Annotated in this window: 12 protein-coding genes; all 12 read right to left on the reverse strand. The window is 63.9% G+C overall.

The window, feature by feature from the left end:
* On the reverse strand, window positions 1–789 hold the full coding sequence (gene lpxA, locus L0U81_RS09075; protein ID WP_233801906.1) for an acyl-ACP--UDP-N-acetylglucosamine O-acyltransferase: 789 nt from the start codon (window positions 787–789) through the stop codon (window positions 1–3).
* Between the two features lie 100 nt (window positions 790–889).
* Window positions 890–1354, reverse strand: coding sequence for a 3-hydroxyacyl-ACP dehydratase FabZ (gene fabZ / locus L0U81_RS09080; protein WP_006048683.1), 465 nt, complete (start codon window positions 1352–1354; stop codon window positions 890–892).
* Between the two features lie 185 nt (window positions 1355–1539).
* Entirely contained in the window at window positions 1540–2652 is a 1113-nt protein-coding gene (gene lpxD, locus L0U81_RS09085) for a UDP-3-O-(3-hydroxymyristoyl)glucosamine N-acyltransferase (RefSeq protein WP_233801908.1), read from the reverse strand.
* 87 nt (window positions 2653–2739) lie between these two features.
* Window positions 2740–3261, reverse strand: a complete 522-nt coding sequence (locus L0U81_RS09090) for an OmpH family outer membrane protein (RefSeq protein WP_026225318.1) — start codon at window positions 3259–3261, stop codon at window positions 2740–2742.
* A 73-nt stretch (window positions 3262–3334) separates the two neighbouring features.
* Complete coding sequence (gene bamA / locus L0U81_RS09095) at window positions 3335–5638, reverse strand: outer membrane protein assembly factor BamA (RefSeq protein ID WP_233801910.1); 2304 nt, start codon at window positions 5636–5638, stop codon at window positions 3335–3337.
* 67 nt (window positions 5639–5705) lie between these two features.
* On the reverse strand, window positions 5706–7100 hold the full coding sequence (gene rseP / locus L0U81_RS09100) for an RIP metalloprotease RseP (RefSeq protein ID WP_233801912.1): 1395 nt from the start codon (window positions 7098–7100) through the stop codon (window positions 5706–5708).
* A gap of 7 nt (window positions 7101–7107) precedes the next feature.
* Window positions 7108–8313, reverse strand: a complete 1206-nt coding sequence (locus tag L0U81_RS09105) for a 1-deoxy-D-xylulose-5-phosphate reductoisomerase (protein WP_233801914.1) — start codon at window positions 8311–8313, stop codon at window positions 7108–7110.
* 10 nt (window positions 8314–8323) lie between these two features.
* Complete coding sequence (locus L0U81_RS09110; RefSeq protein ID WP_233801916.1) at window positions 8324–9145, reverse strand: phosphatidate cytidylyltransferase; 822 nt, start codon at window positions 9143–9145, stop codon at window positions 8324–8326.
* Window positions 9139–9921: a polyprenyl diphosphate synthase gene (gene uppS, locus L0U81_RS09115; protein WP_233801918.1), complete on the reverse strand. Its 783-nt coding sequence runs from the start codon at window positions 9919–9921 to the stop codon at window positions 9139–9141. The genes L0U81_RS09110 and uppS overlap by 7 nt, the downstream gene beginning before the upstream one ends.
* 62 nt (window positions 9922–9983) lie before the next feature.
* The gene (frr, locus tag L0U81_RS09120) at window positions 9984–10544 is read right to left on the reverse strand and encodes a ribosome recycling factor (protein WP_233801920.1); all 561 of its coding nucleotides are present in this window, start codon (window positions 10542–10544) and stop codon (window positions 9984–9986) included.
* A 98-nt stretch (window positions 10545–10642) separates the two neighbouring features.
* Window positions 10643–11356, reverse strand: coding sequence for a UMP kinase (gene pyrH, locus L0U81_RS09125; protein ID WP_233801922.1), 714 nt, complete (start codon window positions 11354–11356; stop codon window positions 10643–10645).
* A 221-nt stretch (window positions 11357–11577) separates the two neighbouring features.
* On the reverse strand, window positions 11578–12459 hold the full coding sequence (tsf, locus tag L0U81_RS09130) for a translation elongation factor Ts (protein ID WP_233804275.1): 882 nt from the start codon (window positions 12457–12459) through the stop codon (window positions 11578–11580).
* Between the last annotated feature and the right edge of the window lie 72 nt (window positions 12460–12531).

The following is a 12531-nucleotide window of genomic DNA, read 5'->3' on the forward strand; positions in this document are numbered from 1 at the left end:
TTAGCGGATGATGCCGCGCTGCGACGCTTCGACGAACGCGAGCAGCGTCTGCACTGGTGCGTCGCCGTCGCCGCCGGCCGAACCGAGTTCCTTCAATTGCACCTTCGCTTCTTCAAGCGACAGGGCGTTCTTGTACAGCACACGATACGCGGTGCGCAGCACCGAAATGGCGTCCGCCGAGAAACCACGGCGGCGCAGCCCTTCGACGTTGATGCCATGCGGTTCAGCCTTGTTGCCCGCCGCGATCACGAACGGCGGTACGTCTTGCACCAGCGCCGACGCGCCGCCGAGCATCGAATGCGCGCCGATGCGCACGAACTGATGCACGCCCGACATGCCGCCGATAATCGCGTAGTCGCCGATCGTCACGTGGCCGGCCATCTGCGCGTTGCTCGACAGGATCACGTTGTTGCCGACGTGGCAGTCGTGACCGAGGTGCACGTAGGCCATGATCCAGTTGTCGTCACCGAGCGTGGTGACGCCCGCGTCCTGCACCGTGCCGGTGTGGATCGTCGTGAACTCGCGGATCGTGTTGCGGTTGCCGATCACGAGCCTGGTCGGCTCGTCCCGGTACTTCATGTCCTGCGGACGGCCGCCGACCGAGGCGTAATGGCCGATGCGGTTGTCTTCGCCAATCGTGGTATGGCCTTCGATCACGCTGTGCGAGCCGACCGTGCTGCGTGCACCGATCGTCACGTGTGCGCCGATCACGGCATAGGGCCCGACTTCGACGGATTCGTCGAGCTGCGCGCCTGCTTCGATGATCGCAGTGGGATGGATCCTGCTCATGCGTCCTCGCTTCTGATTCTGTTGCGTTTTCTGGATGGACCTGCCCTCGGGCCCGCCGCGTGCGTGCCGTGCCGCGCCGCGACCCGCCCGGACGTCGGCTTTACGCGTCTTTGTCCGTGTGGCGCACCGCGCACATCAGATCGGCTTCCGCCGCGACGACGCCATCCACTTCGGCGCGCGCCTTGAACTTCCAGATCCCGCGCATGTGACGCTCGAACGTGCAGTTCAGGATCAACTGATCGCCTGGCTCCACCACGCGCTTGAAGCGCGCGTTGTCGATGCCGACGAACAGGTACAGCGTGTTCGACGGATCGCTCGGCTCTTCCGAGAACGTCAGCAGCGCTGCGGTCTGCGCGAGCGCTTCGAGAATCAGCACACCTGGCATCACCGGCCGCGTCGGGAAATGTCCCTGGAAATACGGCTCATTGATCGACACGTTCTTCAACGCTTTGATGCTCTTGTGCGGTTCGAGTTCGAGCACCCGGTCGACCAGCAGGATCGGATAACGATGCGGCAGCAGCGTGAGAATCTTATGAATGTCGAGATTGATTTTTTCGGTGCTCATGGTGTTTCTGCTCACGCATTGACTGCGCGATGATGACTGCGGATGCTGGTGCAGGTGGGTTGAAAACGCGCGCGACCGGCGCCTCTCGTGACCGGTGGCCGTGCCACCCGGTCACGGCCACCGGCTTTGCTTCATGATGCCGGACCGCTATTTTACGCGGTGCCGGTGGGCCGCCGTGATAACTGTCAGATCTTGTCGCCTGCGGGTTGACCTGCGGCGCCGTCAGTGGCATTGCCGGCCTTGTCGGCGGTCGCGCTCTCCAGCGCCTTGATGCGATCGCGCAGCTTGTCGATGTTGCGCAGCAGCGCAGCGCTTTTGTTCCAGTCCGCGTGGTTCACGGCCGGGAACGCACTCGTGTACATGCCGGGCTTCAGCAGCGACTTCGACACGCCCGACTTCGCGGTGACGATCACGTAATCGGCGAGCGTCACGTGTCCAGCAATGCCGACCGCGCCACCGATCATGCAGTGACGGCCGATCGTGGTGCTGCCCGCGATGCCCGCGCAGCCCGCGATCACCGTGTACGCGCCAACCTTGCAGTTATGGCCGATCTGCACGAGGTTGTCGATCTTCACGCACTCCTCGATGATCGTGTCGGCCATCGCGCCACGGTCGATCGTCGTGTTCGAGCCGATTTCGACGTCATTGGCGATCGACACGCCGCCAACCTGCGGAATCTTCACCCAGCTGCCGGTGCGCGCATCGCCCTCGCCGACGAAGTCCGGCGCAAAGCCGAAGCCGTCGGAACCGATCACCGCGCCCGCGTGCACGATCACGCGCTCGCCGAGCTTGCAGCCGTGGTACACGGTCACGTTCGGATACAAATGCGCGTTCGCACCGACACGCGTGCCGCGGCCGATCACGACGTTGGCGTCGAGCCGCGCGTGCTCGCCGATCACCGCGCCCGCTTCCACGGTGACACGCGGACCGATCACCGCGCTCGGGGCGACCTGCGCGGAAGGATCGATGGTTGCACTCGGATGCACGCCGGGCACCGCCTTCGGCGCGGCGAGGTCGATGAAGGTCTGCGCGATGCGAGCAAAGTAAGCGTAGGGATTCGGCGTGACGATGAAGTTTCGACCTTCGCGCGAGGCGAGCTTCGCGAGATCGCCGGCATTGATCAGCACCGCGCCGGCGCGGGTCGTTTCGACCTGCGCCAGATACTTCGGATTGGCGAGGAACGCCAACTGGTCCGGGCCTGCCTGGTCGAGCGGCGCGAGACTGCTCACGCACTGCGACCCGTTACCGACTACCTCACCGCCGAACCGCTGGACGATGTCCTCGAGCGAAAATGCCATGCCTATCCTGTCTCCAATGTCGACCCGAGTTAGCGCTTTGGCGCTTACTCGGGTCCCATTCAATCATTGCGAGCCCGTGCGCCGCCCTTAGTTGCCCGATGCCGCCAGCGCCTTCAGCACCTGGTCGGTGATATCGATGCGGGGGCTCACGTACACCGCTTCCTGCACGATCAGATCGTAGTGCTGCGTTTCAGCGATCTGCTTGATGACCTTGTTCGCGCGATCGAGCACCGCCGCGAGTTCCTCGTTGCGGCGCTGGTTCAGGTCTTCGCGGAACTCGCGCTGCTTGCGCTGGAAGTCCGAGTCGAGCTGCGACAGGTCGCGCTGCTTCTGGGCGCGATCGGTCGCCGACATTGTCGCGCCGTTCTTGTCGAGCGCATCGGACATCGACTTGAGCTTTTGCGCCATGTCGGCGAGATCCTTGTCGCGTTTCGCGAATTCGGCCTCGAGCTTCAGCTGCGCGGCTTTCGCCGCCGCCGATTCGCGCAGGATGCGGTCGGAATTCACTGCGGCGATCCTCGCCTCCTGCGCGTGCGCCATGCCGACCCCCAGGGTCATTGCCAGCGCCAATGCGCACGCTACACGTTTCGAAAACATACCGGTTAGCAAAGTCATCCTCTCGATACTGTAGTTTGGCCGGGCCCGCCGCCGCAGCCGGCCACCCGAAGCGCCCGCCGCCCGATCAGAACGCCGTCCCGATCTGGAACTGGAACTTCTGATACTGGTCGCCAGTGTGCTTGACGAGCGGGAAGCCAAGGCTCAACTTGAGCGGACCGATCGGCGAGATCCACGCGAGACCCACACCGTAGCCGTAACGCAGGCCGTTCGCGCCGACGCTGTTGCCTTCCGTTCCCCACACGTTACCGCCGTCGAGGAAGGTGAACACACGCAGGGTGCGGTCGTAGCCCGTGCCCGGCAGCGGGAACGTAAGCTCGATATTGCCGACAAGCAACTTCGAGCCGCCGATCGGGTCGTTGGTCGACTTGTCGCGCGGACCGAGCGAGCTCGGCTCGTAGCCGCGGACCGAACCGATACCGCCGGCGAAGTAGTTCTTGAAGATCGGGTAAGGCTTGCCGGCGAGTCCGTTACCGTAGCCGCCCTGGAAGTTGAATCCCAGTACGAAGCCGCGCGCAAACGAGTAATAGTACTGCGCGTTGATGTCGGCCTTGTAGTACTGCGTGCCGCCGATCGGCGTGCCGTACTCGGCGTTCGCCTGCGTGAAGTAGCCGCGGCTTGGCACCAGTGCGCTGTCGCGCGCGTCGCGCGACCAGCCGACGGTCAGCGGTACGTTGTTCGACACGCGGCCGAACTCGTTCACGTAGTCTTTGTAGCTTTGCGGCGTGTTCGCGTCGATGTCGAGCTGGTTCTGCTCGAAGCCCGCGCCGAAGTACACCGTATCGACTTCCGAGAACGGGATGCCGAACTTCAGGTCGCCGCCCAACGTGACGATCTTGAAGCTCGAATCCGTCGAGTAGTACAGCGGCTGGTACGTGCGGTAGTAGACGTCGGTGATCCGCTTGATGCCGTCAACCGTGAAGTACGGGTCGACCTGCGTGACCGTCAGCGTGCGGTATGTCTTCGCGGTGTTCACGTTGACCGAGAGGCTCGTGCCGGAGCCGAACACGTTGTCCTGCGAGATACCGGCCGACAGCACCACCTTGTCGGTCGACGAGAAACCCGCGCCGAGCGTGATCGCGCCGGTCGGCTTTTCGGCGACCTTCACGTCGATGTCGACCTGGTCGGGCGTGCCTTCGACCGGTATCGTGGTCACGTCGACGTCGGTGAAGTAGCCGAGGCGGTTGATACGGTCTTTCGACAGCGCGAGGCGGTTCGAATCGAACCACGAGCTTTCGAGCTGGCGCATTTCGCGGCGCACCACTTCGTCGCGCGTGCGCGTATTGCCGACCACGTTGATGCGACGCACGTACACGCGCCGGCTCGGATCGACCTGCAGTGTCAGGTCAACCGTGTGGTTGGTCTGATCGATCTGCGGCTGCGCATTGACGGTCGCGAACGCGTAGCCGTACTCGCCGAGCTTGTCGACGATCGCCTTCGTGGTGGCCTGCAGCTTTTCGGCCGAGAAGCGATCGCCCGGCTTGATCTTGATCAGCTTCTTCAGCTCCGCTTCGCGGTCGAGCAGGTTGCCGGCGAGGCGAATGTTCGAGATCGTGTACGGCTCGCCTTCATGCAGCGTGACCGTGAGGTACATGTCCTTCTTGTCCGGCGAAATCGACACCTGGGTCGATTCGATGCTGAACTCGAGGTAGCCGCGGTTCAGGTAGTACGAGCGGACGTTCTCGAGGTCGCCGGTGAGCTTGTCTTTCGCGTACAGATCGTTCTTCGTGTACCACGAGAACCAGTTCGGCGTGGACAGCTGCATTTCGTCGCGCAGCGTACCGGTGCTGAAGGTCTTGTTGCCGATGAAGTTGATCTGGCGGATCTTCGCGCTCGGACCTTCGGCCACCGAAAACAGGATGCCGACACGGTTGCGGTCGATCGGCGTGATCGTCGTGGTGACTTCAGCCGCGTAGAAACCGCGCGTCAGATACTGGCGCTTCAGTTCCTGCTCGGCCTTGTCGACGAGCGCCTTGTCGTAGTAGCGGCCTTGCGACAGCCCGACCGCGCGCAGCGCCTTGATCAGGTTGTCCTTTTCGAACTCGTGGATGCCGGCGAAGTCGATCGTGCCGATGGCCGGACGCTCCTGCACCTGCACGATCACCACGTTGCCTTCGGTCGCGATCTTGACGTCGTTGAAGAAGCCCGTCGCATATAGCGTGCGAATCGCTTCGGACGCCTTGTCGTCGGAGAAAGTATCGCCTTGCTTGATGGGCAGGTACGCGAACACGGTACCCGGTTCGACGCGTTGCAATCCCTCAATGCGAATGTCTTGCACCACGAAGGGCGTCGTTGCGTGAGCAACCAGCCCATGCGCGGCGAACGCCGCGGCTATAACCGTCTTTGGACCAAAGCGATGAGGTTTGAACAACGTGCTTCCCCAGTGTGTATAGCTGCATCAGGCCTGGCGGGCGCCCTCGAGAACGCCGCCGGACACTTTAAAAATGGATTAAACGAGCCAGATCGTTGAACAGCGCAATCGCCGACAACGCGACGATGCAGGCAAGACCCGCCCTCTGAAAAACGAGTTGCCAGCGATCGGAGACAACTTTACCGGTCACAGCTTCAACCAAATAATATAACAGATGCCCCCCGTCCAATACCGGAATTGGTAGCAGGTTCAGCACGCCGAGGCTAATGCTGACAAGGGCCAGGAACGACAGAAACGCGGCCGGACCCAGACGTGCGCTCTTTCCCGCGTAGTCGGCGATCGTCACCGGACCGGACAGATTCTTCAGCGATGCCTCGCCGACGATCATCCGGCCAAACATCCTTACCGAGTACACCGCGAGATCCCACGTACGGCGGGCACCGAGGCGCAGACTTTCGAGCGGCCCGTAGCGCACGTCGATCGACGGTACCTGGGTCGCCAGCTCCGCGCCAATGCGGCCGATCTGCTGCCCGCTCGCCGCATCGCGCTGCAGTTGCGGCACGATCGTGATCTCTTCGAGCGCGCCCGCCGCATGACCGCCGCGACCACCGCGCTCCACCCGCAGCGTGACCGGCACGCCGGCGTGCGATTTTACATAAGCGATGAAGGCCGCGGCATTATCGGTCGGCGTGCCATTGATCGCGCGCAAGCGGTCGCCGGCGACTAGCCCCGCCTTCTGCGCGGCGCTGCCCGACTGCACGCCCGCCACCGTTAGCTTGCCGCCGCCGGGCTCGAAGCCGACGCGCGACATCAGATCGTCGTCGATGTCTTTCTCATCGAGGCCGCGCAGATCCATCGGAAAATCGGACGTGCCGTGCCCATCCTTTGCACTGAGCACGATGCGCTGCTGATCAAACGCGGCGCCGAGCAGCTTCCAGCGCAAATCCGACCATGACCTCACCGGCTCGGTCTCGTCGCTATGGCCGGTGCGCACACCGACGATCGTCTCGCCGCCCTCGAAGCCCGCCAGCGCGGCCGGTGTGTTCGGCGCCGGTGTCGCGATCACGGCCGCCGGTTCGGTCACGCCAGTCGCGAACACGAGCGCGAACAGCACGATTGCGAGCAGGAAATTCGCAACCGGACCGGCCACGACGATCGCGAAGCGCCGCCACACCGACTGCCGGTTGAACGCATGCGGCAGATCCGCGTCGGGAATCGAGCCAGGGCCGGATTCGCGTTCGTCGAGCATCTTCACGTAGCCGCCGAGCGGCAGTGCGGCAATCGTCCACTCGGTGCCCGTTTTCCGACTGACCCACTGAACGAGCGGCTTGCCGAAGCCGATCGAAAAGCGCAGCACCTTCACGCCGCACAGACGCGCGACGCTGTAGTGCCCGTACTCGTGGACCACCACGAGTACACCAATCGCAACCGCGAAAGCGAGCAGTTCGATCAGCAGGTTCATGAGCGCCTCACTGGACGGCGCGTTCCGTGCGGCGGGCGCCGTCGGCCAGACGCGCGATGAATTCGGTCGCGGCGCGGCGCGCGGCGGCGTCCGCTTCGATGACGTCGTCGAGCGCGTGCGCGCTGCGGTTCGGCAACGCGCCCAGCACCGAGTCGACCACCTCGGCAATCGCCATAAAGCCGATGCGGCGCGCGAGGAATGCCTCCACTGCTATCTCATTCGCGGCGTTCAGCGCCGCGCTCGCGACGCCGCCTTCGGCAAGCGCCTTCGTGGCAAGCGCGAGGCACGGAAAGCGTGCGTAGTCGGGTTTTTCGAACGACAGCGACGCAACCTGAGCGAGATCGAGCTGCGCGACGCCCGAATCGACGCGATCCGGGAACGCTAACGCGTGCGCGATCGGCGTGCGCATGTCGGGGTTGCCGAGCTGCGCGAGCACCGAGCCGTCCGCGTACGACACGAGCGAATGAATCACGCTCTGCGGATGGATCAGCACATCGATGCGCTCGCCGGGCAGGTTGAACAGCCAATGCGCCTCGATCACTTCGAGGCCCTTGTTCATCATCGTAGCCGAGTCGACCGAGATCTTGCGGCCCATCACCCAGTTCGGATGCTTGCAGGCTTCGTCAGGCGTCACGTCGACGAGCGTGGCCGGGTCGCGGGTGCGGAACGGGCCGCCCGATGCGGTCAGGATGATCTTCGAGACGCCGCCGTGCTGCGACGCTTCGCGCGGCAGGCATTGGAAAATCGCGTTGTGTTCGCTGTCGACCGGCAGCAGCACAGCGCCGTGGTCGCGCACCGCGTCCATGAAGATTGCGCCGGACATCACCAGCGCTTCCTTGTTTGCAAGCAGGATGCGCTTGCCTGAGCGCGCAGCGGCGAGGGTCGGCGCAAGACCGGCCGCGCCGACGATCGCCGCGACCACCGTGTCGCAGCCCTCACTCTTCGCGACGTCGACGAGCGCCTGTGGCCCGTAGGTGACCTCGGTCCTGCTGCCCGCTTCTCGCAGTTTCGCGGCGACCTTCGCGGCCGTGCCGGCGTCGCCGACCACCGCCACCTCGGGCGCAAAGCGCAGGCATTGCTCGACGAGCTTGTCGCCGTTGCGATGCGCGGTCAGCGCATAAATCGAAAAGCGCTCGGGATGGCGTGCGACCACGTCGAGCGTACTGTCTCCAATGGAGCCCGTGGAACCGAGCAATGTCAGACGTTTTTGCATATCTCTTTCTCTAGCCGAGCAGCAGCATGGCGAGCGGCAGCACCGGCAACAACGCGTCGATGCGATCGAGCACACCGCCGTGCCCCGGCAACAGGCCGCTCGAGTCTTTAACGCCGGCCTGGCGTTTCATCATCGATTCGAACAGATCGCCGACCACGCTGAAAACCACCAGCAGGGTCAGCGCGAGCACGGTGCGAAGCGCGCCCAGTTGCGCCAGCAGCGCAGAATACAGGGTCGGCTCGAACGCGCGCAATAAGACCGCCGCAGCCGCCACGATCATAACCAGCAGCCAGCCGCCGATCGCGCCCTCCCAGGTTTTACCCGGACTGATGGCGGGTGCCAGCTTGTGCTTGCCAAACGCCTTTCCGGAGAAGTATGCGCCGATATCGGCGAGCCATACCAACAGCAGCAGCGACAGCACGAACGGTACACCCCGCATGCGCGCGGCGACGAGAGCATGCCAGCAAGCGATGAAAGCAACGATGCCGGCAAGGAAAAGAAAGGCGCGCCACGCACCCTGCGCGAGCACGGGCTTGCGCAGCAGCACGAACGGACCGCCGATCACCCAGAAAATCGCCGCCGCCTGAAAGAACGGCCGCGCATGCTCGGTGCCGACGCCTACGCGCGTGCTCGTGACAAGCCCGAGCGCCGCGACGAGCGCGTACAGCACCGGACCCGCGCCGCCGACATTCAGCAGGCGGGCCCACTCCCACGCGGCGAACACGACGACGAAAGCGATCAGCGCGCCGAACGCGCCGACCGGCGCGAACAGCGTGACTGGCAGGAGCACTGCCAGCAACACGATCGCCGTGATGACACGGGTCTTTAGCATGGAAGCGAATCGACGTTCTGCGATTGCGGCTCGAGCTGAGCACTGGTGCGACCGAAGCGGCGTTCCCGCTCGGCATAGGACGCGATGGCATGACCGAGCGCGTCGGCGTCGAAATCCGGCCAGAACGTGTCGGTGAAGTAGAACTCGGTGTACGCGAGCTGCCACAGCAGGAAGTTGCTGACGCGGCGCTCGCCGCCGGTGCGGATGAACAGGTCTGGCTCGGGCGCGTACGCCATCGACAGATGCTCGGCGAACGAGTCCTCGTTGACTTCGACCGGCTTGCCCGCCGCCGCCGACTGCTCGATGAGCTTGCGGGTGGCCTGCATGATGTCCCAGCGGCCGCCGTAGTTCGCGGCAATAGTCAGCGTGAGACGGGTGTTGCGCGCGGTTTTGGTTTCCGCGCGCTTGATCAGATCGCGGATCTTGGCGTCGAAACGCTCGAGATCGCCGACCACGCGAAGGCGGATCCCGTTCGCGTGCAGCTTGCCGATCTCGCGCTCGAGCGCGGTGACGAAGAGGCGCATCAGGAACGACACCTCCTCGTTCGGACGGCGCCAGTTCTCGGAGCTGAACGCGAACAGCGTCAGATACTCGACGCCCCGCCGCGCGCACGCCTCGACGGCCGCCCGCACGGCGTCGACGCCGCGCGTATGGCCCGCCACGCGCGGCAGACGCCGCTGGGTGGCCCAACGGCCGTTGCCATCCATGATGATCGCGATATGTCGCGGCACCGCGGCGACTTCAGGCACGCGCACGGTTGAGCTGGTATAGGTCATGGCCGTCGGGACAGTAATGCCAGTAAAGAAGTGGAAATCTGAAAGTGCTGAGCCGAACGGCGTCAGACCGTCATGATCTCGGCTTCTTTCGTCGTGACGAGCTTGTCGATTTCGGCGACGAACTTGTCCGTCAGCTTCTGGACGTCGTCACCGGCACGACGTTCGTCGTCTTCCGAGATTTCCTTGTCCTTGACGAGCTTCTTCAACTGCTCGTTGGCGTCGCGGCGCAGGTTGCGCACGGCCACCTTGGCCGTTTCGGCTTCGCTGCGCACGACCTTGGTCAGCTCGCGGCGACGCTCTTCGGTCAGCGCGGGCATCGGCACACGGATCACGTCGCCGTGCGTGGCCGGGTTCAGACCGAGGTCCGACTCGCGGATCGCCTTTTCGACGACCTGGATCATCTTCTTTTCCCACGGCTGCACGCCGATCGTGCGCGCGTCGATCAGCGTCAGGTTCGCGACCTGCGAAATCGGCACCGGCGAGCCGTAGTAGTCGCACTGGATATGATCGAGCAGACCCGTGTGCGCACGGCCCGTACGGATCTTCGACAGGTCGTTCTTGAACGCGTCGATGGAGCGCTGCATCTTCTGTTCAGCGCCCTTCCTGATATCAGCCACAGACATTTTTAAACCTCCGAACCTTCAAAACGGTGCGAGCCGCCCGGCACGCGCGATGCGGCGGCCCGGGCTCGCGTCAAAGCCCACGTAATGTAAAAGACAGTTTACACGTGGACGAGGGTGCCCTCGTCATCACCTTGCACGATGCGCTTGAGCGCACCGGGTTTGACGATCGAAAACACGCGGATCGGCAGCTTCTGGTCGCGGCACAGCGCAAATGCCGTTGCGTCCATCACCTGCAGATTGCGGCCGATTGCCTCGTCGAAGCTGATCGTCGAGTAGCGGGTCGCGCTCGGGTCCTTCTTCGGATCGGCCGAATAGACGCCGTCCACCTTGGTCGCCTTCAGCACCACTTCCGCGCCGACTTCCGAGCCGCGCAAGGCGGCAGCCGTGTCGGTCGTGAAGAACGGGTTGCCCGTGCCGGCCGCGAAGATCACGACCTTGCCTTCCTCAAGTTGGCGGATCGCGCGGGGCCGGATGTAAGGCTCGACCACCTGGTCCATCCGCAGCGCCGATTGCACGCGCGCCTCGATGCCGGCATGACGCATCGCGTCCTGCAACGCCAGCGCGTTCATCATCGTGGCGAGCATACCCATGTAGTCGGCCGTCGCGCGGTCCATACCCGCCGCGCCGCCCGCGACGCCGCGGAAAATATTGCCGCCGCCGATCACCACGGCCAGCTGCGTTCCGAGACGGACCACTTCGGCCACGTCCGCCACCATTCGTTCGATGGTCGCGCGATTGATGCCGAAGGCATCGTCGCCCATCAGAGCTTCACCGGAGAGTTTGAGCAGGACGCGTTTATAGGCAGTGGGCATAGGGGTATCCAGATCGCGCAGAACAGGGCAACAACAAGGGACTAATGTAGGGGTGAAATGCTGATTCGGGCAAGCGCCGCCAAATTGACGAACCTTGGGGTTCGCCAGTGGCGGCCGCGCGACGAGGGTCAACCCGTGCGCGGCCTTGCGGTGCCGCCGAGCGCGGCGAGGTCTTGCCTCGCCGCGGGTGCAACGGTACGGCTGTGAAGCTTAGGTAAAGCTTATTGTTGCTTTGCAGCAGCGACCTGAGCGGCCACTTCCGCAGCGAAGTCGTCCTGCTTCTTCTCGATGCCTTCGCCGACTACGAACAGTGCGAACTTCTGCACGCTCGAGTTGGCCGCTTTCAGCATCTGCTCGATCGTCTGCTTGTCGTTCTTAACGAACGTCTGGTTCAGCAGCGACACTTCCTTCAGGTACTTCTGCACGCTGCCGTCGACCATCTTCGCGACGATTTCAGCCGGCTTGCCCGATTCGGCGGCCTTCTGTTCAGCGATGCTGCGCTCCTTGGCGATCAGGTCCGCCGGCACGTCGTTCGACGACAGCGACACCGGCTTCATTGCGGCGATGTGCATCGCCACGTCCTTGCCGACCTGCTCGTCCGCGCCGGTGTACTCGACCAGCACGCCGATGCGCGTGCCGTGCAGGTACGCTGCCAGCTTGTTCGCGGTGTCGAAGCGCACGAAACGGCGGATCGACAGGTTTTCACCGATCTTGCCGACCAGCGCGAGGCGCACGGCGTCGACGGTCGAGCCGTCGAGCGGCAGTGCCGACAGCGCGGCGACGTCAGCCGGGTTTTCCGTCGCGACGAGCTCGGCGATCTTCTTCGAGAAGGCGAGGAAGTCGTCGTTCTTCGAGACGAAGTCGGTTTCGCAGTTCAGCTCGACGAGCGAACCCGCGTTGCCGTTGATGAACGATGCGACGACGCCTTCAGCCGTCACGCGCGATGCCGCCTTGCTCGCCTTGTTGCCGAGCTTCACACGCAGCAGCTCTTCAGCGCGCGCCAGATCGCCGTCGGCTTCCGTCAGCGCTTTCTTGCATTCCATCATCGGCGCGTCGGTCTTCGCGCGCAGTTCTGCAACCATGCTTGCGGTAATTGCCGCCATCATTTGCTCCTTGGGTTCTGTCTGTCACACGCCGCCCGCACTTCGATGCCGGCGGCAGGAATTCGTTTCAGC

This window comes from Paraburkholderia sp. HP33-1 (genome assembly GCF_021390595.1).
Taxonomy (GTDB): Bacteria; Pseudomonadota; Gammaproteobacteria; order Burkholderiales; family Burkholderiaceae; genus Paraburkholderia.

Bases quoted from the DNA above. Each gene is read 5' to 3' on its own strand.
- lpxA (WP_233801906.1), bottom strand. From the start codon at position 789: ATGAGCAGGATCCATCCCACTGCGATCATCGAAGCAGGCGCGCAGCTC.
- fabZ (WP_006048683.1), bottom strand. From the start codon at position 1,354: ATGAGCACCGAAAAAATCAATCTCGACATTCATAAGATTCTCACGCTG.
- lpxD (WP_233801908.1), bottom strand. From the start codon at position 2,652: ATGGCATTTTCGCTCGAGGACATCGTCCAGCGGTTCGGCGGTGAGGTA.
- rseP (WP_233801912.1), bottom strand. From the start codon at position 7,100: ATGAACCTGCTGATCGAACTGCTCGCTTTCGCGGTTGCGATTGGTGTA.
- L0U81_RS09105 (WP_233801914.1), bottom strand. From the start codon at position 8,313: ATGCAAAAACGTCTGACATTGCTCGGTTCCACGGGCTCCATTGGAGAC.
- L0U81_RS09110 (WP_233801916.1), bottom strand. From the start codon at position 9,145: ATGCTAAAGACCCGTGTCATCACGGCGATCGTGTTGCTGGCAGTGCTC.
- uppS (WP_233801918.1), bottom strand. From the start codon at position 9,921: ATGACCTATACCAGCTCAACCGTGCGCGTGCCTGAAGTCGCCGCGGTG.
- frr (WP_233801920.1), bottom strand. From the start codon at position 10,544: ATGTCTGTGGCTGATATCAGGAAGGGCGCTGAACAGAAGATGCAGCGC.
- pyrH (WP_233801922.1), bottom strand. From the start codon at position 11,356: ATGCCCACTGCCTATAAACGCGTCCTGCTCAAACTCTCCGGTGAAGCT.
- tsf (WP_233804275.1), bottom strand. From the start codon at position 12,459: ATGGCGGCAATTACCGCAAGCATGGTTGCAGAACTGCGCGCGAAGACC.